Origin of the sequence: Actinoplanes sp. NPDC051475, from assembly GCF_040689425.1 — a bacterium.
Classification (GTDB): Bacteria; Actinomycetota; Actinomycetes; order Mycobacteriales; family Micromonosporaceae; genus Actinoplanes.
In genome coordinates this window covers 56,131-77,699 of record NZ_JBFAZZ010000005.1, presented here as the reverse complement: position 1 = coordinate 77,699, position 21,569 = coordinate 56,131, and the positions used below count along the sequence as shown (strand labels likewise).

Annotated in this window: 16 protein-coding genes; 9 read left to right on the top strand and 7 right to left on the bottom strand. The window is 70.1% G+C overall.

What is annotated here, in order from left to right:
• Nucleotides 1–385: 385 nt before the first annotated feature.
• Together AB0368_RS12145 and AB0368_RS12140 are read right to left on the bottom strand one after the other, a co-directional pair.
• Nucleotides 386–1,972 (bottom strand): metallophosphoesterase, encoded by a 1,587-nt coding sequence (locus AB0368_RS12145; RefSeq protein ID WP_366153878.1) that lies wholly within the window; start codon nt 1,970–1,972, stop codon nt 386–388.
• Between the two features lie 52 nt (nt 1,973–2,024).
• On the bottom strand, nt 2,025–3,203 hold the full coding sequence (locus AB0368_RS12140) for a PQQ-dependent sugar dehydrogenase (protein ID WP_366153877.1): 1,179 nt from the start codon (nt 3,201–3,203) through the stop codon (nt 2,025–2,027).
• A gap of 74 nt (nt 3,204–3,277) precedes the next feature.
• Between AB0368_RS12140 and AB0368_RS12135 the strand changes: the two genes are divergently transcribed.
• Nucleotides 3,278–4,204, top strand: a complete 927-nt coding sequence (locus AB0368_RS12135) for a 2-hydroxyacid dehydrogenase (RefSeq protein ID WP_366153876.1) — start codon at nt 3,278–3,280, stop codon at nt 4,202–4,204.
• On the opposite strand, the gene AB0368_RS12130 is transcribed toward AB0368_RS12135, so the two are convergent.
• Nucleotides 4,179–4,562: a PH domain-containing protein gene (locus AB0368_RS12130; RefSeq protein ID WP_366153875.1), complete on the bottom strand. Its 384-nt coding sequence runs from the start codon at nt 4,560–4,562 to the stop codon at nt 4,179–4,181. The genes AB0368_RS12135 and AB0368_RS12130 overlap by 26 nt on opposite strands.
• 65 nt (nt 4,563–4,627) lie before the next feature.
• Between AB0368_RS12130 and AB0368_RS12125 the strand changes: the two genes are divergently transcribed.
• The 3 genes from AB0368_RS12125 to AB0368_RS12115 all read left to right on the top strand — a co-directional run bounded on the left by AB0368_RS12125 (nt 4,628) and on the right by AB0368_RS12115 (nt 8,819).
• Nucleotides 4,628–5,713 carry an exo-alpha-sialidase gene (locus AB0368_RS12125; protein ID WP_366153874.1) on the top strand — a complete coding sequence of 362 codons (1,086 nt, stop codon included), beginning with the start codon at nt 4,628–4,630 and terminating at the stop codon, nt 5,711–5,713.
• Nucleotides 5,713–5,988 (top strand): MoaD/ThiS family protein, encoded by a 276-nt coding sequence (locus AB0368_RS12120; protein WP_366153873.1) that lies wholly within the window; start codon nt 5,713–5,715, stop codon nt 5,986–5,988. Before AB0368_RS12125 ends, AB0368_RS12120 begins: the two co-directional genes overlap by 1 nt.
• Before the next feature lie 209 nt (nt 5,989–6,197).
• Nucleotides 6,198–8,819 carry an EAL domain-containing protein gene (locus tag AB0368_RS12115; protein ID WP_366153872.1) on the top strand — a complete coding sequence of 874 codons (2,622 nt, stop codon included), beginning with the start codon at nt 6,198–6,200 and terminating at the stop codon, nt 8,817–8,819.
• Between the two features lie 376 nt (nt 8,820–9,195).
• On the opposite strand, the gene AB0368_RS12110 is transcribed toward AB0368_RS12115, so the two are convergent.
• Nucleotides 9,196–9,645, bottom strand: a complete 450-nt coding sequence (locus AB0368_RS12110; RefSeq protein ID WP_366153871.1) for a hypothetical protein — start codon at nt 9,643–9,645, stop codon at nt 9,196–9,198.
• 60 nt (nt 9,646–9,705) lie between these two features.
• Here AB0368_RS12110 and AB0368_RS12105 point away from each other — a divergent pair, with 60 nt between their 5' ends.
• Nucleotides 9,706–10,683: a WYL domain-containing protein gene (locus AB0368_RS12105; RefSeq protein WP_366153870.1), complete on the top strand. Its 978-nt coding sequence runs from the start codon at nt 9,706–9,708 to the stop codon at nt 10,681–10,683.
• 328 nt (nt 10,684–11,011) lie between these two features.
• On the opposite strand, the gene AB0368_RS12100 is transcribed toward AB0368_RS12105, so the two are convergent.
• Nucleotides 11,012–12,031: a LacI family DNA-binding transcriptional regulator gene (locus AB0368_RS12100; protein WP_366153869.1), complete on the bottom strand. Its 1,020-nt coding sequence runs from the start codon at nt 12,029–12,031 to the stop codon at nt 11,012–11,014.
• Between the two features lie 341 nt (nt 12,032–12,372).
• On the opposite strand from AB0368_RS12100, the gene AB0368_RS12095 reads away from it, so the two are divergent.
• Genes AB0368_RS12095 through AB0368_RS12080 form a run of 4 tightly spaced genes read left to right on the top strand, consistent with a single transcriptional unit; the run spans nt 12,373 to nt 17,940 of the window.
• Entirely contained in the window at nt 12,373–13,647 is a 1,275-nt protein-coding gene (locus AB0368_RS12095; protein ID WP_366153868.1) for an extracellular solute-binding protein, read from the top strand.
• A 59-nt stretch (nt 13,648–13,706) separates the two neighbouring features.
• Entirely contained in the window at nt 13,707–14,681 is a 975-nt protein-coding gene (locus AB0368_RS12090) for a sugar ABC transporter permease (protein ID WP_366153867.1), read from the top strand.
• Entirely contained in the window at nt 14,678–15,526 is an 849-nt protein-coding gene (locus AB0368_RS12085; protein WP_366153866.1) for a carbohydrate ABC transporter permease, read from the top strand. The genes AB0368_RS12090 and AB0368_RS12085 overlap by 4 nt, the downstream gene beginning before the upstream one ends.
• A gap of 8 nt (nt 15,527–15,534) precedes the next feature.
• A complete protein-coding gene (locus AB0368_RS12080) occupies nt 15,535–17,940 on the top strand; it encodes a glycoside hydrolase family 2 protein (RefSeq protein WP_366153865.1) in 2,406 nt (801 codons plus the stop codon).
• On the opposite strand, the gene AB0368_RS12075 is transcribed toward AB0368_RS12080, so the two are convergent.
• Together AB0368_RS12075 and ilvD are read right to left on the bottom strand one after the other, a co-directional pair.
• Nucleotides 17,924–19,333, bottom strand: a complete 1,410-nt coding sequence (locus tag AB0368_RS12075) for a methionine--tRNA ligase (RefSeq protein ID WP_366153864.1) — start codon at nt 19,331–19,333, stop codon at nt 17,924–17,926. The two genes, AB0368_RS12080 and AB0368_RS12075, sit on opposite strands and share 17 nt — an antisense overlap.
• Before the next feature lie 313 nt (nt 19,334–19,646).
• A complete protein-coding gene (gene ilvD, locus AB0368_RS12070) occupies nt 19,647–21,494 on the bottom strand; it encodes a dihydroxy-acid dehydratase (protein WP_366153863.1) in 1,848 nt (615 codons plus the stop codon).
• Between the last annotated feature and the right edge of the window lie 75 nt (nt 21,495–21,569).

Below are 21,569 nucleotides of genomic sequence, written 5' to 3'. Positions count from 1 at the left end.
CACGCTGCCGCCCGGCCGTGCGTTGCAAGGCATCAGCCGCGGGTTCCACCGCCGGTGCTGGTCCCTCGGTGCGGGCCCCGAGCAACGCCGGAACTCTGACGGCTGTCGCCCGCGGCGCGCGATCGGCGGGTGCCCGAGGTCGTGCGCCAGCGCCGCCGATGAGCCGGGCCTGCTTTCCGATCTGCGACCGGCCCGCTCGGCGGGACCCCTGGGGGTGCATTGCACGGCGGGCTTGCCAGGTCGGCCCGGATGCGGGCGGCACGTGGCCGGGCGAGGCGGGCTTGCCTGGCAGGTCGGCCCGGATGCTGGCGGCACAAGGCCGGGCACGGCAGCGAGCTGGCCATGTCGCGGCAGTGCGGTGCTGTGTCCGTACCGTCGAAGAATTTCAGCGGCTCGGCACGATGCCCGGCGTGACGCCGTTGAAGACCGAGGGGTCCGTCGTGGGTTCGGGCTCCAAACCGATGACCTTTCGCTGCATCTCCACGTTCGACTGGCCTGTGCCACCGAGCTGGATGTCGTCGTAGGCCTTGAGGGTTTGGTTCTCGTCGAAGTACAGGACCGAGAGTTGGAGGGGCGTGGGGTCCTCCTTTTCCAGGCCGCGGAGGCCGGCGCCGCCCGTGGAGCCTTCGACCAGCAGGCGGGTCTTTTCTGGGGGCTGGGTCGACGGGGTGGACGGCGCGGGGGAGGCCGAGGCGCCGTCGGTCGTGGTGGGGGGTGGGGGCAGCAGCGAGACCTCGCGCTTGTGGGTGTGGCCGGCCAGGACCACCGGGACGACACCCGACAGGGGTGGGGCCATTGCCGGGTCGTGGACCATGGCGACTCCCACCCTGGTCTTCGATTGGCTGATCGTGGTGGCGAGGCGCTGGCCGCTTGCCAGCAGCGGGACGTCGGCAGGGTTCGCGTCGGCCGCCGGCGGGGTTTCGCTCTTGTCCGGTGTGAATTCGGGGTCGCCGATGCCCGCGATGGTCACGCCGTTGACGGTGGTGATCGAGTTGTCCAGGACCTGGGCGTTTCGCTGCCGGGCGACCGCCGCCTGGATGGCCGAGGAGTCGTGGTTGCCGCGGACGTAGATGTACGGGACGCCGAGCTGGCCGATCGAGTTGACGTAAGTGGTCTCGGCGCTGCTGCCCCAGTCGACGATGTCGCCGGTGTCCACCACGGCGTCGATGTCCCACGACTTCACCACCGTCTTGATGACGTTCCAGGACGTGGGGTTCAAGTGCAGGTCGGAGACGTGCAGGATGCGGGTGGTGTTGCCGGACGGCTCCACCGGCAGGCTCGAGACCGTGGTGTAGATGCGGCTCACGTTGCTGACCAGCTGTGCGAGCTGATCGGCGTAGCGACCGTAGTTGTCGGCGATGCGGCGGGCGTCACCCACCACGGCCGGGGCGTTCACCAGCAGGCCCTCGTAGCGCGGCTCGCTGATCGAGTCGGGGCGGATCGTGCCCACGGCCAGGCCGAGGCTGCCGCCGGTGACGACCAGGGCGAGCACACCCGCTTGGGCGACCCGGCGGACGTTGCGGAAGATCAGCGCCGACAGCAGGAGCGCGCATCCGATAGCCGCGCCCAGCGCGCGCAGGCCGAGCTTCAGCACGCCCTTGGTCACGTCGTCGACCGCCGACTGGCCTGCCGCGCTGATGGCCGTCGGGTCCTCGATCAGGGCCTCGGTGCGCTGCTGGTCGAGCGAGCCCAGGGCGACCTTGAGGTGGATGGGGCCGTCGTGGCTGTCGAGGTGCAGCGAGCCCAGCGGTGGGATGTCGACCTCGGTGCCGCCCTGGATGGACGGGCTGATCGACATGTCCGCGCGGAACGGGCCGACGGGGATCTGGGACTGTGCGAGCAGCATGGTGCCGATCACGACGCCGGCAAGACTCACCAGCACCACGGCGGCCCAGATGCGGATGCGGTGGCCCCACGGGTGGCTCCACACCCGGCCGGCCGCGGCCGTCAGCTGAGAGATCTTGTTTGTCATGGTCAACGGCTCACCTGCCCCCGTGCGCCGGTCGTCAAACGGTGAACGCCGGTCAGCTGCGGCCGGCTCCCCCATCCGAGAAGACCAGCCGAATGATGCGGTCGTCGTCCGGCGCCGGCTCGCCGCCCTCCTCCTGGTTGGACGTGGTCACCCAGAACGAGCCGTCCGGGGCGGCGGCGAGTGCGCGGAGCCGGCCGTACTCGCCTTTCAGGAGCTCCTGCGGCTGGCCGATCAGGGTGCCGTTGCCGGTGACGTCGACCATCCACAGCCGCCGGCCCTGCAGGCAGGCGGTGGCGATCATGCGCTCCAGCACCGCCACCCCCGAGCAGGACGACTCCGTGGCGGGCCAGCTCACCAGCGGGTTGGTGAACTTGGCGTCGGTGCCCTCGCCCTCGACAGTGGGCCAGCCGTAGTTCCTGCCCTTCGCGATCAGGTTGAGTTCGCCGGTCGTCTTCTGGCCGGACTCGCTCGCGTACATCCGCTTGCCGGAGTCCCAGGCGATGCCCTGCACGTTGCGGTGGCCCGACGACCAGACCGGGGAATCCTTGACCGGGTTGCCGGGGGCGGGCTTGCCGGCCGTGGTGATCCGCAGGATCTTGCCGCCCAGGCTCTTCGGGTCGGGCGCCTGCGTGCCGGTCGTGCCGTCGCCGGTCGTCACGTAGAGCTGACCGTCCGGGCCGAACGCGAGCTGGCCGCCGTTGGCGTCGTGGGAGTGCGGGATGCCGGTCAGGATCGGCTGAGGCTCGCCCTTGAGCTTGAGTTTCGCGACGCGGTTGTCCTTGGGCGTCGAGTAGTAGATGAAGAGCGTCTCGTCGGTCTTGTATTTCGGGGAGACCGCGATGCCGAGCAGGCCGCCGTCGCCGCCGGCGGTGACCTCGGTGAGCCGCTGCACCTCGGTGACCTTGAGGCCGTCCGCATCCGACTCCGGGCCGACCTTCAGGATGCGGGCGGTGTCGCGCTCGGTGACCAGGGCGGACCCGTCGGGGAGGAAGGCCATGCCCCACGGCACCTCGAGTCCCTTCGCCAGCACGGTGATCGCCACCTCGCGCTCGCCGCCGCCCTGGGCGCTCGCGGAGACCGATGGCGTCGGCAGGTTGGGCGGCTCACCGGCGACGTCCGGGTCCGGCGGTCCGAAGCTGCACGCGGTGGTCAGGGCCAGCACAGCGCCGAGCGACAGGGCGCTCGCCCGTAAACGCGCTTTGCGCACGATCAGCCGACGGCGCTTGATCACAGGACCTCCTCGTTCACCAGACCCAGGGTAGCCGTGGTCCGGCGGCCTTCTGGGCTCGCGACTAGTTTGGTGACGTGATGGTATGGATTGCTCACGAAGCGGGCCGTGAGCTGCTCGGTGAGCTGCCGGCGGGCGTCCGGGTGGAGGTCTGCACAGACGCCGCGACCTGGCCTTCCGACCCCGCGAAGGTCGACTTCTGGGTGCCGCCGTTCCTGGCGACCGTACGCGCCGCCGATCAGCTCGCGAAGCTTCCGGGCGTACGGGTGGTCCAGCTGCTGTCGGCCGGGGCGGACGCCTGGACCGACCGCGTACCTCCCGGTGTTCAGCTGTGCGACGCCCGGGGCGTACACGACAAGCCGGTGGCCGAATGGGTCCTCGGGGCTGCGATCGGGGTGTTGCGAAGGTTCCCCGCCTTCGCTCGTGCCCAGGAGCGTGAGGACTGGGCTACCAAGCAGTACACGCCGACCCCCGAGCTGACCGGCAAACGGGTGCTCATCGTGGGGGCCGGGTCCATCGGACGGGCCATCGAAGAACACATGGCGCCGTTCCGCGTGACGGTCACCCGGGTCGCGCGTACGGGCCGCCCGGCCGAAGACGTGCACGGGGTGGACGAGCTGGCCCGCTTGCTCCCGTACGCGGAAGTGGTGGTCGTCGTGGTCCCGCTCACCGACGAGACCCGCGGGCTGGTGGACGCGGCCTTCCTCGCCGCGATGCCGGACGGAGCATTGCTGATCAACGCCGCGCGCGGGCCGGTCGTGGACACCGACGCGCTGGTCGCCGAGCTGGCGTCGGGGCGGATCGAGGCCGCCCTCGACGTCACCGATCCGGAGCCGCTGCCCGGCGGCCACCCGCTGTGGCAGCTGCCCGGCGCGTTCATCACCCCGCACACCGCCGGGTCCGTCGTGGGGCTGCTGCCGCGCGCGTACGGGCTGGTAGGGGCCCAGCTCCGGCGCTTCGCGGCGGGGGAACCGCTGATCAATCAGGTGTCGGGGGGTTACTGACCTCCTGGCCGCCGGCCCGGAGCACGGCCTCCAGATTCGCCGTGGTGACGCCGGTCAGGCGCAGGACGTTGCCGCCGGTGAGCAGGGCCGAGATCCGCCCGCGCCGGTCCGGGGCCAGCTCGGCCACCCGCGACCACGGTACGAACGTCGACCCGGCCAGCGCCCGGACCCGGAGCCCTTCGGCATCGACGTCGGTGCCGGCGCGCCAGGCCCAGAACAGGACGACGAGGGGGATCAGCAGGATCGGCGCGAGCTGCCAGCGCGCCCCGGCGAAGGGCACCGTGCCGATGAACGCGATCAAGGCCGCGACGAGGAGGGCGCCGGGCTTGCGGACGCGCAGGACGGGCTTTCGACTCACGGTCGTCATCCTCGCACCCGCCGGATCGAGGATTTTTGTCGGACCCGGCGGCCATACTGCTCCCCATGACCGAACTGCTCGCCATCGGCACCCAGAAAGGCCTGTTCCTGGCCACGAGCAACGACGACAGGCAGAGCTGGCAGGTCAGCTCTGCGCACTTCCCCGGGCAAGCCGTCTACGCCGCCGCGTTCGACACCCGCGGGCCGGCCCCGCGCCTGCTCGCCGGCGTCCACAGCTCCCACTTCGGCCCGAGCGTGGCCGTCAGCGATGATCTCGGCGAAAGCTGGCAGGAGCCCGACACGGCACCGCTCGCCTTCCCGTCCGACGCCGGCGCGGCGGTCGAGCGGGTGTGGCAGATCGTTCCCGCCGGCCCCGGCGAACCCGGCGTGGTCTACGCGGGCACCCAGCCGTCCGCGCTGTGGCGCTCGGAGGACGGCGGCCAGACCTATGACCTGGTCCGAGGCCTGTGGGACCACCCGCACCGGCCGGACTGGGGAGCCGGCTTCGGCGGGCAGGCGGTGCACACCATCCTGCCGCACCCCGACGACCCCGAGCGGATCCTGGTCGCGATGTCGACCGGCGGCGTCTACCGCACCTCCGACGGCGGCAGGACCTGGGCGCCGGCCAACCAGGGCATCAAGGCGTACTTCCTGCCCGACCCGTGGCCCGAGTTCGGTCAGTGCGTGCACAAGGTGGCCCGCGACGGCGCCGATCCCGACCACTACTACGCCCAGAACCACCACGGGGTCTACCGCTCCACCGACGGTGGTGATTCCTGGCAGTCGATCGCCGACACCCTGCCCACCGACTTCGGCTTCGCCATGGTGGCGCACCCCTCCCGCGGCGGCACGGTGTGGAACTTTCCGCTGGCCAGCGACGGCGAGCGCCATCCGGTCGACCTGACGTGCCAGATCTTCCGGTCGACGGACGCCGGCGCCGTCTGGCAGCCGCTGCACTCCGGACTGCCGGACGGGCGTTACTACCCCGTCGTGCTGCGCGACGCGATGTGCGCGGACAACGCGGCACCCGCCGGGGTCTATTTCGGTACGCGTGCCGGAGACGTCTTCGCCAGCCGGGACGAGGGGGAGACGTGGTCAACGGTGGCTTCTCACCTGCCGGACGTCCTCTGCGTACGCGCGGTGCAGGTCTGATGCCCACGGTGCTGGTCCCGGGCGTGCTGCGCGCCGAAGCGGGCGGGGCGGCGCGGCTGGAGGTGACGGCCGAAGGGAGCCTGCGGGCTGTTCTCGAGGAGGTGGCACAGCGGTGGCCCCGGCTGGAGCGGCGTATTCGGGACGAGAGCGGGGTGCTGCGGCGCTATGTGAACGTCTACGTGGACGGCGAGGATTGCCGGCGCTCGGGCGGGTTGGAGACGCCGGTGCCGGCCGGAGCCGAGATTCAGGTCCTGCCGTCCGTCGCCGGAGGGTGAGCCGTGCCGGGGCGGCTCGGAGATCCACGCGGGTCGGTTCGGTGATCCGCGCCGGGACGGCGACCCCATACCCGACGATCCGCGGATGCGAAGCACGACAGGCCGCACGTAACCTGTCCGGGGGACGATCGTTGTCCGCTGTGGAAGCTGCGTCCCCTGCGCCGCTCCCGTGCTCCACCCCCACACCGTCCGTAGAGGATCCCGCCGACGTGGCTGTGCCGCCCCCCGCACGCCTCGCCACCCGGGCCGGCACCCGGGTGACGTTCCTGCTCGCCCCGACAGCCGGTGGCCTCGTGCTGGCCGCCGGAGTCGCCGGGCTGGTCCCACCGCTTCCCGCGCTGATCGCCGGCGTCGGGATCGTGGCGCTCTTCGCCACCGCCGTGCTGTGGCACACCGCCGTGGCCATCCACCACGACGAGGGAGCCTTCGCCGCCTGCCGGGGCGCCGGGTTCATCGGCATGTCCGCCGTGGCCGCCGCGCTGACCTGCGCCGTGCAGCTGCTGGGTCCGCCCGGCGCGGACATCTGGGCGGCGGCCGGGGTCGGTGTCACCGGCGCCTTCGCCGTGCTCGGCACCATGATGCTGCCCGGGGCCGCGGCCACGGTCGCCGTGCGGCTGCGGCGGGCGTTCGACGGGCTGGGGCTCGGCGTCAGCCTCGGCTTCGCGGCGTACCTGATCACCCCGATGCACCGCTCACCCTGGCCCGGTCTGGCGAGCACACTGCTGGCCGCGGCCGGCGTCTCGATCGTCACCGTCATCGTGCTGCGGGCCCGGCTGCACCGGCCGGCGGCGCTGCGCTGCGGCTTCGGCGTGATGACCGTGATCATCGCGCTCTGCACGGTGGTCAACCTGCAGATCTCCGGCGTCGAGGGCCGGCTCCTGCCGCTCTTCGGCCTGGTCATCGCCGCCGGGCTCACGCTGGCGGCGGATGGTGGCTCGCGGCGCAACCTGCCGGAACACCTCGAGCCCAAGGAGCAGGACCAGTATCTGTCCAGCTACCCCCTGCTCGCTGTGCCGGCCGGGGTCGGCGTCGTGGCCGCTCTGATCCACCTGGTCGTGGTCGGCCCGTTCAACACCACCGCCATCGTGCTCGGCGTTTCCATGGTCGCCGTGCTGACGATGCGCGAACTGCTCGTGGTCAGCGACATCCGCCGCTACACGGCCCAGTTGCGGGTCAAGGAGGCGCACTTCCGGTCGCTCGTCGCGGGCGCCACCGACCTCACGCTCGTACTCGACGAGCGGCTGACCATCCGGTGGCAGTCGCCGGCCGCCGCACGCCTGTTCGGGCTCGCCGAGTCGCAGGTGGTCGGGCGTACGTTCCTGGAACTGATCCACCCCGACGACGTGCCGGGCGCCCGGGCCGGCATCGAGGCGCTGATCGCCGGCGAGCACGCCGACGGCCCACCGGCCCTGATCAACGCGCGGCTGCGCGACGGCCACGGCATCTGGCGTGACACCGAGTCCACGGTGGCCGACCAGCGCTCGGTCCCCGAGGTGGCCGCACTGGTGGTGCACGTCCGCGACGTGGGCGAACGGCGCCACCTGGAACGCACGCTGCACCGCCTGTCGTACACCGACCAGCTGACCGGCCTCGCCAACCGCCGCGCCCTCATGCGCGACCTCCTGGAATTCCGGCGGCGCGCGGGCCAGCAGGGCACCCTGCTCGTCATCGACCTGCACGGACTCGCCGAGATCAACGACAGCCGCGGCCGGGAGACCGGAGACGCCGTACTCATCGAGGTGGGCCGCCGGATCAAGAGCCTGCTCGGCGAGGACGACGTCGCGGCGCGACTGGGCGGTGACGAGTTCGCCGTGCTCACACCGGACGGCGCGGTGCTGGCATACGCGCTGGCCACCCGGATCGTCACCTCGGTGATGGAGCCGTACGAGCTGCCCGGCATGATCGTCGAACTGCACACCAGCGTCGGCCTGGCAGAGCTCACCGGCGGCAAGGACTCCGAGGAGGTCCTGCGCCACGCCGACCTCGCCCGCAGCCGCGCCCGCCAGCTCGGCAAGGACCGCGTCGAGTGGTACGACACCGACGTCGAGATCCAACTCCACCGCCGCATGGACCTCGAACGCGAACTGCTCGACGCCGCAGAACGCGGCGAGCTCGACGTGGTCTTCCAACCGGTCGTCTCCCTGCGCGACACCCAACCGGTCGGCGTCGAGGCACTGCTCCGCTGGCGCCACCCGAAACTCGGCACGATCATGCCGGCGGAACTCCTGCCGATCGCCCGCGCGGTCGGCTGCGCAGCCGAGCTCGACGAGTGGGTCCTCGACCAGGCCTGCCGCCACCTCGCCGGATGGACCGCCGGCGGCAGCGATTTCTGGCTCTCCGTGAACGTCGCTCCCCGCGAGCTGCTCACGGCCCGCTTCCCCGAACGCGTCGCCGAAACCCTGCGCCGGCACGCCATCGAACCGGAGCGCCTGGTCGTCGAGGTCCAGGAGACGTGGATCGCGGAGGACGTACCGGCGATCGTGGCCTCGCTGGCAGGCCTGCGCAAACTCGGCGTCCGCGCCGCCCTCGACGACTTCGGCGCCGGCCACGCGTCACTCGCCCACCTGCGCCGCCTCCCGGTCGACATGCTCAAGCTGGACCAGTCACTGGTCAACCAGCCCATAGAGCAGGGCACGACGCCGGCGGTGATCGACGTCGTGGTCAGCCTCGGTCGCCGGCTCGGCCTCGAAATCGTCGCCAAGGGCCTCGAATCCCAGGACCACATCGACCGCGCCCGCCAGGCCGGCTGCCACTACGGCCAAGGCTTCGTACTGGCCCGGCCCGCGCCGGCCGAGCGCATGGAGGCCTATCTGGACAGCCATCGGTCGTAGGTTCATAGGTACATCCGGGAGCTTTTACAGGTGCGGGCGGCGGGGCGGCCAGACGCAGCACCGGGCCTGAGCCCCCACGAACGGATGGTGTGGGACACAAGCCCGTTGAGCGGCCGCCGGGCTGAGAGCGGAGCCGGCCTTTGCGGGCCAGACCCGCGTTCGTGGTCTGCGCGAGGCAGGTTCGCGCGCGCACTCCGCGCCGAGCCCGGCCTCTGCTCCGCGCTAAGCGGATTCCGCTTCGCGCGAGCGCGCACCCGCCCTCGGCGCGAAACGCGTCTCCGCGTTCCGCGCCGCGCGCCCACCCTCGCGCTTCGTGCCAGCCCACGCTCCGCGCTAGCCCACGCTCCGCGCGACCTGGCGCTTCGCGTGAGCCAAGTCATGCGCGGCTGTACTCCATGACCCAGTTCGATTCCCACGTCTGCCCACCGTCGGCGGAGAATTCCTGTTCCCAGCGGGCCGAGGTCGGTGTGATGTCGGACCAGATGAAGTGTGCCTTGATCGGCTTGTCCTCGTAGGTGTCGTCGCCGTAGAAGTCGCCGCGGCCGTCGGTGAAGGTGCCCACCACCGGCGGGTAGAGCAGGCCTGTGCGGCTGCTCGCCCAGTAGATCGACCATTCCTGCCGCTCGATGCCGAACAGGCGCAGGGTGAAGCCGCGGCTGCCGAGCGTCGGGAAGACGATCTCCTCGGTGTTTCCGCCGCCGTTGAAGATCGGTTGGCAGGTCGTCGTGCTGGGGAAGGTCTCCCACTCGTCGCTGCCTGCGAACAGGGTTTTGAGCCGGCGGTTGGTCACGTTCCACGAGCCGGTGAGGAAGTCGAAGTCGTTCATGCATTGATCTTGGAGGACTACCCCTGACAACTTCTGTCAGGGGGTGGCAAACTCTCGCGGATGCGTGCCAGTCGACTCCTGTCTCTGCTCCTGTTGCTGCAGAACCGGGGCCGGATGAGCGCGGCGCAACTGGCTGTTGAACTCGGTGTGACCGCCCGGACGGTCTACCGCGACGTCGAGGCCCTCTCCGCGGCGGGCGTTCCTGTCTACGCCGAGCATGGCCCGAGCGGCGGATATCAGCTCATGGACGGCTACAGCACCCGGTTGACCGGGCTGACCGCCGGCGAGGCCGAGTCGTTGTTCCTGACCGGTATGCCGCAACCGGCCGCCGAACTCGGTCTGGGCGCTCACCTGGCCGCTGCTGAGCTCAAGCTGATGGCCGCGCTGCCGACCCCGTACCGGGAGGCGTCGACACGTATCCGGCAGCGCTTCCACCTCGATGCTCCCGGCTGGTATCGGGAGCCTGATGTGGTGCCGCATCTGCTCGCCGTCGCTGACGCGCTCTGGCAGGACCAGGCCGTCGAAGTCCGGTACCGGCGCTGGTCTCCCCGGCCCGGTGAGGTCACCCGGCGGCTGCAGCCGCTGGGGCTGGTCCTCAAGGCGGGCGTCTGGTATCTGATCGCCTCCGGGCATGGCCGGCCACGCGCCTACCGCGTCTCCGGGATCACGAAGCTACGGCCGCTGCCCGAGCGATTCGCCCGGCCGGACGGGTTCGACCTCGTCGCGTTCTGGCAGGCGCACGTCCAACGCTATGAGGAGGCCGACACCGACGAGGTCGCCACGGTACGTCTCACCTCGATCGGCGTCGCCGCGCTGCGGGACGTCCTCGGCCCGAAGGCCGCACGGCTGGCGCTGCGCACCCTCACCCCAGCCGGCGCGGACGGCTGGCACCAGGCCACCATCCCGCTGGAGAATTTGACGCATGCCACCGCGGCCCTCCTCCGGCTCGGCGCGGACGTCCAGGTTCTCGCCCCCGCGCAGCTCGTCGCCCACATGACAGCCACGATTCAGGCGATGGCTCGGCTCTATCCCGCATAACCGGCCCGAGCGGCACACGCTTCACTCCCGAGGCAACGCGCGGCTAGCCGGCAATGACCGGAAACGCCATCGTGCGGGGCCTGAGGTGGGGAGTCATCCGAAGCGGAGCGGCCTGCCAAGGCAACGCCAGATCCACCGGCGCCCGCGCGGTGGCCGGGAGCACCGCCGCGGCGGATGATGCTTGCCCGGGAGCCAGACATGGGCGGCGGTGGAGCGCGCGAAGCGGTGCTCCCGGGGTCGCACGGGGAGCGGTGCCGGGGTCGCACGGGGAGCGGGTGCTGCCGGGGCCGCACGGGGAGAGCGGTGCCGCCCCGGCTGCAGGAAAGACTCAGGACTCGCGTGGCGGAGCGGTACTGCCCCGCGGCGTCAAATGCGCGGTGCCCTCCTCAACATCCTGCACCGGCTCACCCGCAACAGCCGCCAGCAGCTGACGGGCAGCGTGCGCCCCGTACGCCGCGATATCTCTGCTCAACGCCGTCAGTGGCGGATGGACCAGCGAGCACAACGGCGAATCGTCCCACGCCACGATCGACAGATCCCCGGGCACCGACAGACCCATCTCCTGGGCCACCGACAGCCCGGCCACCGCCATCACGTCGTTGTCGTAGATGATCGCCGTCGGGCGCTCCGCGGTGATCAGCAGCCGGCGGGTCGCCCGGCCGCCCTCCTCGCCCGTGTAGTCCGAGGGGACCGTGACCGCCTCGCTCAGGCCCAGGGACGCGCAGACCTCGGTGAACGCCTTGGTGCGCGTACGCGTATGCAGCAGATCCGGCAGACCACCGACCCGCGCGATGCGACGGTGACCGAGCGCCATCAGGTAGCGGACCGCTTCGGTGATTGCGCCGGCGTCGTCTGACCAGAGCTGCGGGACGTTGCCGGTTTCGCCGGGGCCGCCGATGACCACCGCCGGGAGCTGGAGTTCGTTGAGGACCGGGATGCGGATGTCGTTCTCCCGCAGGTCGGTGACGAAGACGCCGTCGACGCGGCGTTCGCCCCACCAGCGGCGGTAGACCTCGGTCTCGTTCTGCGGGGTGGCCACGACCTGGAGGGTGAGCGCGTACGACCGGGCCGCGAGTTCCTGCTCGAAGCCGCTGATCAGGCCCATGAAGAACGGCTCGATGCTGAGGATGCGCGCGGGCCGGCACAGGGTGAGCCCCACGGCGCGGGCGCTGGCGCCGGACAGGGCGCGGGCGGCGCTGTTGGGGTTGAAACCGATCTCGCGGGCGATTGCGACGATGCGTTGCCGGGTCGCCTCGGAGACGCCGGGCTGGCCGTTGAGGGCGTACGACACCGCCCCTTTGGACACGCCGGCCCGCCGGGCGATGTCGGCGATCGTGGGCCGCTTCACTGCCTCGCCTTCCCCTGCCGCCGTGGAGGTACTTCTCCGTGAAAGTGAACCGCTCCTGAAGGAGTGAGCCGCACGCGGGTCCACTCCCGGAGAAATGCCTGGTGGAGCGCTTTCACGCTACCTCGCTCCGAAACTTCCGCCGCAACGACCGATCGCTTGATCGGTTAAGTGTTCCAGCCCACAGCAGGACAGCGCCAGAGATTGCCCGATTTGCGCAGGCAGCAAGGCGTAGGGCATCGACTCGTAACACGGTATTGACAGTGGATGTGACGCGGCATACGGTCACGTCACTTATCCGGTTCAGTACATTCTCTCGCAGTTTCCCCTCGGGTGGAGGAGTCATGTCACGGTTCGGCAAGCGGGGCGCGGCGCTCGTGGCCGCCGGCGCGCTGGTGATCTCGGGTTGTAGTGGTCAGAGCCTCGAAGGCGGCAGCGACAAAGCCGCCGACGGCCAGGTCACGCTGAAGGTCAACTTCTGGGGCGACATGGGCCTGGACAAGCTCAAGGCCGCGTACGAGAAGGACCACCCCAACATCAAGATCGTGCTCAACTCGGGCGAGTACAACGCCCAGCACGAGGACCTGCAGAAGAAGCTCGTGGCCGGCAGCGGCGCCCCGGACATCTCCGCTGTCGACGAGGGCTTCGTCGTGCAGTTCCGTGGCCAGGCCGACAAGTTCGTCAACCTGCTCGACAAGGGCGCCGGCTCGTACGAGTCGAAGTACCTGCCCTGGAAGTGGCAGCAGTCGCAGTCCGCCGACGGCAAGCAGATCGGGCTCGGCACCGACGTCGGCGGCCTGGCGATGTGCTACCGCACCGACCTGTTCAAGAAGGCCGGCCTGCCGACCGACCGCGCCGAGGTCTCCAAGCTCTGGACGACCTGGGACGACTTCATCAACGTCGGCAAGACGTACGTGTCGAAGACCGGCAAGAAGTTCGTCGACTCCGGCACCAACATGTTCAACCCCGTGCTCGCCCAGCAGCCGCAGGGCTTCTACAACGAGCAGGAGCAGCTGCAGATGGACGGCGGCCCCAAGGTCGCGTTCGACGTCAGCATGAAGGCGATCCAGGCCGGGCTCTCCGCGAACCTCGCCAGCTTCCAGCCCAACTGGGACCAGGGGTTCAAGAAGGACCAGTTCGCCGTGCTGGCCTGCCCGGCGTGGATGCTCGGCCACATCCAGGACACCGCGCCCGAGCAGAAGGGCAAGTGGGACATCGCCACGATCCCCGGCGGCGGCGGTAACTGGGGCGGCTCCTGGTGGACCATCCCGAAGCAGGGCAAGAACGTCGACGAGGCGTACAAGTTCGTCGAGTGGATGATCCAGCCGCAGCAGCAGATCGAGGTCTTCAAGACCGTCGGCAACCTGCCCTCGCAGCCCGCGCTCTACAAGGACCCGGCGGTCCTGGACTACAAGAAGGAGTTCATGAGCAACGCGCCCACCGGGCAGATCTTCGCGTCGACCGCCGAGAACCTGAAGCCGCAGTACCTCGGCAAGAAGAACGGCCCTACCCGGGTCGCGGTCGAGAACGTGATCACGCGGGTCCAGCAGGGCACGCTAGCCCCGGACAAGGCGTGGCCGGAGGCGGTCAAGGAGGCCCAGAAGGTCGCCGGCTCCTGATCGGACTGTGACCGGGTGGCGGCCCGAGCCGGGCCGCCACCCGGGTGGAAGGAGTCGCCGTGTCCCTCACCCGCAACGCCCCGCCGGTCGTCCGGCCGGCCAAGGAACCGCGCGCTTCGGCAACGCCGCCGAAGCGCAAGCTGTGGTTCTACCGGTTCGACACCAAGCGCACGCCGTACGTACTCATCTCGCCGTTCTTCATCCTCTTCGCCGTCTTCGGGCTCTTCCCGATCGTCTTCAACGGCGTCGTCGCCCTGCGCACGTGGCGCCTCGACGATCCGGACGCCAACGGGTGGGCGGGCTTCGCCAACTTCGAGCGGTTGCTGCACGACGAGGACTTCTGGAACGCGCTGGGCAACACGTTCGGCATCTTCATCCTCTCCACCGTGCCGCAGCTGCTGATCGCGCTGATGGTGGCGAACCTGCTCAACCGTAAGCTGCGGGCCACGACCTGGTGGCGGGTCGGCGTGCTGGTGCCGTACGTGACGCCGGTCGCCGCCTCGACGCTGGTGTTCGCGGTGTTCTTCTCCCGCGACAACGGCTTGGCGAACTGGCTGCTCGGGGAGCCGCTGGACTGGCGGGCACAGAAGTGGAGCGCCTGGATCGCCATCGCCACGATGGTCAACTGGAAGTGGATCGGCTACAACGCCCTGCTCTACCTGTCGGCCATGCAGTCGATTCCGAAAGACGTCTACGAGGCGGCCGCGGTCGACGGTGCCGGCCCCTGGCGGCAGTTGTGGCGCATCACCGTACCCATGATCCAGCCTGTCCTGATCTTCACCGTGGTGCTGTCCACCATCGGCGGGCTCCAGCTCTTCAACGAGCCGATGCTCTTCGAGGAGAACCCGGCCGCGGCGACCGGCGGATCGGACAGCCAGTGGCAGACGATCGCGCAGCTCATCTACAAGGTCGGCTGGAAGGACCTCAACCTCGGGTACGCGGCCGCGATGTCGTGGGCGCTGTTCCTGATCATCTTGATCGTCGCCGCCCTCAACGCCTTCGCCACCAACCGTCTCGGAGGAGGCCGGCGATGACCACCGTAAGCGCACCCCAGGACACCAGCGGAACCTGGCGCACCTACCTGGCCCTGTCGGCGTTCCTCGCGGTCTCCGCGTTCCCGCTGTACTGGATGTTCGTCATCGCCACCAGCACCGACGAGGCCGTCGCGCAGACCCCGCCGTCCGTGGTGCCCGGCGACCAGCTGCTGACCAACCTGCGCGAAGTCTTCACGATGCAGGACGTCTACTTCACCGCGTCCCTGATCAACAGCTTCATCGTCGCGGGCGTGGTGACCGTGTCGACGCTGTTCTTCTGTTCGCTGGCCGGGTTCGCCTTCGCCAAGCTGCGCTTCCGCGGCCGCGACCCGCTGATGGTCGTCGTGATCCTGACCCTCACCGTGCCCAGCCAGCTCGGCGTGGTCGCGCTCTACATCCTCATGGGCAAGCTCGGCTGGAACGGCACCCTGCTCGCCGTCATCGCGCCGTTCCTGGTCAGCGCGTTCGGCGTCTTCTACATGCGACAGTTCATCCTGCACGCCGTACCTGACGAGCTGGTGGAATCGGCCCGCGTGGACGGTGCGCTGACGCTGCGCATCTACTGGAGCATTGTTGTTCCTGCGATCCGCCCGGCGCTGGCGGTGCTCGGACTGCTCACCTTCGTGGCAACCTGGAACGAGTTCCAGTGGCCGCTGATCACCCTGAACGGTACGGAGTTCCCGACATCGATGGTCGCCCTGTCCGACCTGGCCAGCGGCAACTATGTGATCTACCGCCGGGTGCTGGCGGGTGCCTTCATGGCAACCGTTCCGTTGCTGGTCCTGCTGATGCTGGGCGGACGGCAGATCGTTCGGGGAATCATGGAAGGTGCTGTCAAGTCTTAGGGAGTCACGTGACCTCGTACCGACCGTTGCACGAGGGCTGGACCGTGAGGGGCGGCGACGTCGAAAGCGTCGCCGCCACCGTGCCGGGCTGTGTGCACACCGACCTGCTCGCCGCCGGGATCATCGACGATCCGTACCTCGACGAGAACGAGAAGAAACTCGCCTGGATCGGCCGTACCGACTGGGAGTACGTGGCCACCTTCCACCACGACCGGGAGCCGGGCCGGGTGGACCTCGTCTGCGACGGCCTCGACACGGTCGCGAGGGTCACCCTCAACGGCATCGAGCTGGGCCGCACCGCCAACATGCATCGGAGCTACCGGTACGACGTCAGCGAGGCGCTGCGCGACGGCGACAACGAGCTGCGGGTGCGGTTCGAGTCCGCGTACAGCTATGCCGAGGCGCAGCGGGACCGGCTCGGCGACCGGCCCAACGCCTATCCCGAGCCGTTCCACTTCATCCGCAAGATGGCGTGCAACTTCGGCTGGGACTGGGGGCCGACGCTGGTCACCGCGGGCATCTGGCAGCCGATCGGCCTGCACACCTGGTCGGCGGCGCGCCTCGCTGAGGTCCGGCCACAGGTGGCGGTCGACGGCGGCACCGGCACGGTCGAGGTCCGTGTCCGGATCGAGCGCGACACCCCCGGGCCGGTCACCGTCGCCGCGGAGATCGCCGGCGAGCGGGTGGAGACCACAACCGACGGCGACCAGGCCGTCATGACGGTCACCGTCGCGGATCCCGAGCTCTGGTGGCCCATCGGGTACGGGGATCCGGCACGTCACGACCTCGACGTGACCCTGCGCGGCGGCGACGGGCAGCAGCTCGACGCCTGGACGAGCAAGGTCGGCTTCCGTTCGGTACGCGTCGACACCACGCCGGACGCCGACGGCAGCGCGTTCACCCTCGTCGTCAACGACGTCCCGGTCTTCGTCCGCGGCGTCAACTGGATCCCCGACGACGTGTTCGTGAACCGGGTCACGCGGGAACGGCTGACCACCCGGTTCCGGGAGGCGATCGACGCCAACGTCACCTACCTGCGCGTCTGGGGCGGCGGCCGCTACGAGTCCGAGGACTTCTACGACCTCGCCGACTCCCTCGGTCTGCTGGTGGGGCAGGACTTCCTCTTCGCCTGCGCCGCGTACCCGGAGGAGGAGCCGTTCGCCGCCGAGCTGGCGGCCGAGGCCCGGGAGAACGTCGTCCGGCTGTCGCCGCACCCGAGCCTGGTGATGTGGACCGGCAACAACGAGAACATCTGGGGCCACGAGGACTGGGGCTGGAAGCAGGACCTCGACGGAAAGACGTGGGGCGCCGGCTTCTACTTCGACCTGCTGCCCCGCATCCTCGCCGAGGAGGACCCGAGCCGGTTCTACTGGCCCGGCAGTCCCTGGTCCGGGCGGGAGGACAGGCACCCCAACGATCCCGCGTACGGCACCACGCACATCTGGGACGTCTGGAACAGCGACGACTACACGAAGTACCGCGACTACCGGCCGCGGTTCGTGGCCGAGTTCGGCTACCAGGCACCGCCGGCCTACGCCACCCTGCGCCGGGCGCTGTCGGACGAGCCGCTCGCCCACGACTCACCCGGCATGCGGGCCCACCAGAAAGCCGCCGACGGCGACGCCAAGCTCCAGCGAGGCCTGGACGCGCACCTGCCCGCACCCCGCGACTTCGACGACTGGCACTACCTGACACAGCTCAACCAGGCCCGAGCCCTGTCCCTGGGCATCGAACACTTCCGCGCGCTCCGTCCGCACTGCATGGGCACCATCATGTGGCAGCTCAACGACTGCTGGCCCGTCACATCCTGGGCCGCAATCGACGGCGACGGCCACAAGAAGCCCCTCTGGTACGCCCTCCGCCGCTCCTACGCCCCCCGTCTGCTGACGGTGCAACCCCGCGACGGTGTCCCGGCCCTCGTGGCGGTCAACGACTCGTCCGAGCCGTGGACGCTCTCGGCGACGGTTGCCCGCCGTACCCTCGCCGGGGTCGTGAAAGCGCAAGCCCCGCTCGGCATGACGGTCGCACCGGGCTCGGCCACGACGCTGCCGATCCCGACGCAGGTCGGGACGGTCGGCGACGCCACGGGCGAGGTCCTGGTCGCCGAGGCGGGGGACCAGCGGGCGTGGTGGTTCTTCGCCGAGGACAAGGACATCGCCTGGCCACCCGCGAAGTTCGACGCGACCGTCACGACCGCGGGCGACGAGACCCACGTGTCGGTGACGGCACAGACCATCCTCCGCGACCTGACCCTGCAGCCCGACCGCCTCGACCCGGCAGCCGAGAGCGACGAGGCCGGCATAACCCTCCTGCCGGGCGAATCGGCGACCTTCCGGGTACGCGGCGCGACCGGCCTGAACCCGGCCGGGCTGACGACCCGGCCGGTCCTGCGCTGCGTCAACGATCTGGTGTGAGCGATCCCGCCGCGCCCAGCCTGGCGAAGGCGGGACGCGGCGGCCCCTCCAGCGCCAATTCGTTGCGCAGCCGTCGGGAGGCCGATGGCAGGAACGGCTCGAGTTCGGCCGCGATGATCTGACACCGGCCGAGCAGTTCGCCCACGACCGCGGTGCGGCGCGGCCCGGTGAGTTTCCAGGGTTGTTTCGTCTCCACGAGGCGGTTGCCGTGGGCGACCTCGTCGGTGATGGCTTCGGTGGCGGCCCGGAAGTCACCCTTGTCCAGCGCCTGGTCGACGCGTTGCGGCAGGTCGCTGCGGTGGGGCGTGGGCCGGATGCCGTCCCGGTACGCGAGGCTCACCGTACGTTTGACGAGGTTCCCGACGCCGTTGGCGAGATCGAGGTCGTGGCGGCGGACCAGCCGGGCGACCGTGAAGTCCGTGTCGCCCAGCGTGGCGACGTCGCGCAGCAGCCACCACCGCAGTGCGTCGACGCCGAAGCGGTCGGCGAGGTCCACCGGGTCGACGCTGTTGCCGGCGCTCTTCGAGAGCTTCGCGCCGTCCACGGTCAGGTAGTCGTGGACGAGGATCGCGGTCGGCAGGGGCTCACCCGCGGACAACAGCAACGCCAGCCAGTAGACGGCGTGGAACCGCACGATTCCTTTGCCGATGACGTGCACCCGCTCGCTGGGACCGGCCCACCACCGCCGGTACGCCTCCTCGTCGAGGGCGGTCACGTAGTTCGCGAGGGCGTCCCACCACACGTAGACGACCTGATCCGGATCGCCGGGAACTGATATGCCCCAGCCCTCGGCCCGGGCGGCGGATCGGGAGACGCTGATGTCCCGCAGACCCGCCCGGACGAAGGCCAGCACCTCGTTTCGCCGTGCGGCAGGCTCGATGCGGACGGCGCCGTCCTCTAGGACCTGCCGGATCCGCTTCTGGTAGCGCGACAGCCGGAAGAACCAGTTCTCCTCGCTGACCCGCTCCGGTGGCGTCACGTGTTCCGCGCATGTGTTTGTGTCCAGGAACTGCTCGCAGCCGGCGCAGTAGAGACCCGTGTACTCGCGGCGGTAGAAGTCGTTGCGTGAGCGTTTCCAGAGGTCCGCGACGCCTTGCGTATGGCGGGCCTCGGACGTGCGGATGAAGTCGTCGAACGAGAGCTCGAGCGGCCCGCGCAAGGCGGCGAACCGGTCGCCGTTCGCCGCGACGAAGTCCCGTACGGGCACGCCGGCGTTCCGGGCTGCGGCGACGTTCTTGAGCGCGTTGTCGTCGGTGCCGGTGAGGAAGCGGACGTCCTGCCCTCGTGCGCGCCGCTGCCGGGCGAGCACGTCGGCCTGCACGAGCTCGAGCGCGTGCCCCAGATGCGGTGCCGCGTTCACGTACGGAATGGCGGTGGTGACGTAGAAGGTCATGGCCCCTCTTTCCGCCCCGCTGCGACCGGTCGCCCCGCCGAAGCGGGGACTGATCGGTCTAGAACACGCCGACAGAGCCCGCAGAGGGGCCCATCATGGCGGCGTGGCTGGTGTTCATGCGGTCAGCATGCCCGCGTTCCTCGCCGGAATCGAACGATTTCCCGCTCGGGCGACCCGGCTTTGCGTGCTCGGGCGGCCCGGCCCCTCGCCCGGCGGACAAGCGACCGGCCCGGTCACCCACGGGGATCCGTGTGTGACCGGGCCGGCCGGTGTTGCTTCTGTCGTCGGGTGTGCGCGTACCTGGAAAAGGGTCTTACTCCGGAACCTTCCGGTAGGCCCCGTCACTGGCGCTGGTGGCCATCGAGGCGTAGGCCCGCAGGGCCGCCGAGACCGGGCGCTCCCGATCCACCGGCGTGTACGGCTTCGGCCGGCGCTCCTCCTCGTGGCGGCGCTGGGCGAGCTCCTCGTCGGAAACGTTGAGCGTGATCGAGCGGCCCGGGATGTCGATGGTGATCTCGTCGCCGGTCTGGACCAGGGAGATCAGGCCGCCGGATGCCGCCTCCGGGGAGACGTGGCCGATCGACAGGCCGGAGGTGCCGCCGGAGAAGCGGCCATCGGTGATCAGCGCGCAGGCCTTGCCGAGGCCGCGGCCCTTGAGGAAGGACGTCGGGTAGAGCATTTCCTGCATGCCCGGGCCGCCTCGGGGGCCCTCGTAGCGGATGACCACCACGTCGCCTTCGACGACCTGTTTGCCGAGGATGCCGTCGACCGCCGCGTCCTGGCTTTCGAAGACGCGGGCCGGGCCGGTGAACTTCCACAGCTCTTCGGAGACGCCGGCGGTTTTCACGACGCAGCCGTCCGGGGCGAGGTTGCCGAAGAGGATGGCGAGGCCGCCGTCGGCCGTGTACGCGTGCTCGACCGAGCGGATGCAGCCCTCGGCGGCATCGGTGTCGAGGGTGGCCCAGCGGTTGGTGGTCGAGAACGGCTGCGTGGTGCGTACGCCACCGGGCGCCGCGTGGAAGAGCTCGACGGCTTCCGGGGTGGGCGAGCCGCTGCGGATGTCCCAGGCGTTGAGCCAGCTGCTCAGGTCGGGGGAGTGCACGGCCCGCACGTCGGTCTTCAGCGCGCCGCCGCGGTGGAGTTCGCCGAGCAGGGCGGGGATCCCGCCGGCCCGGTGGACGTCCTCCATGTGGTACTTGACGCTGTTGGGGGCGACCTTGCTGAGGCAGGGCACCCGGCGGGAGACCGCGTCGATGTCCGCCACGCTGAAGTCGAGCTCGGCCTCGCGGGCCGCGGCCAGCAGGTGCAGGACCGTGTTGGTGGAGCCGCCCATCGCCACGTCGAGGGCGACCGCGTTCTCGAAGGCGTCCCGGCTGGCGATGCTGCGCGGCAGCACGCTGGTGTCGTCGTTCTCGTAGTACTGCTTCGCGATGTCGACGATCAGCGCCCCGGCCCGCTCGAAGAGCGCCTTGCGGGAGGCGTGCGTGGCCAGCGTCGAGCCGTTGCCCGGCAGGGCCAAGCCGATGGCCTCGGTGAGGCAGTTCATCGAGTTGGCGGTGAACATGCCCGAGCAGGAGCCGCAGGTCGGGCAGGCCGAGCGCTCGATGGTGTCGAGCTGCGCATCCGTGACGTTCTCGTTGGCGCTGGCCGACATGGCGTCGATCAGGTCGAGCTTCTCGTGCACGATGCCCTCGATGGCGACCGTCTTGCCGGCCTCCATCGGGCCGCCGGAGACGAACACCGTCGGGATGTTGAGCCGTAGGGCGGCGATCAGCATGCCCGGGGTGATCTTGTCGCAGTTCGAGATGCAGACCAGGGCGTCGGCGCAGTGCGCGTTGACCATGTACTCGACCGCGTCGGCTATGAGTTCGCGGCTGGGCAGCGAGTAGAGCATGCCGCCGTGGCCCATGGCGATGCCGTCGTCGACGGCGATCGTGTTGAACTCGCGGCCGACGCCACCCGCCTCGGCGATCGCGTCGGCCACGAGGCCGCCGAGGTCCTTGAGGTGCACGTGCCCGGGTACGAACTGGGTGAAACTGTTGGCGATCGCCACGATGGGCTTGCCGAAATCGTCGTCGGTCATGCCGGTGGCGCGCCACAGGGCGCGCGCGCCGGCCATAGTCCGACCGTGGGTCGAGGTCCGGGAGCGCAGCTCAGGCATTACTACATAGTGCCACCGCCGGTGAGGGCCGGGGGCGAACCGGCATCCAGGTTGCCCATCCCTCGGGATACCGAA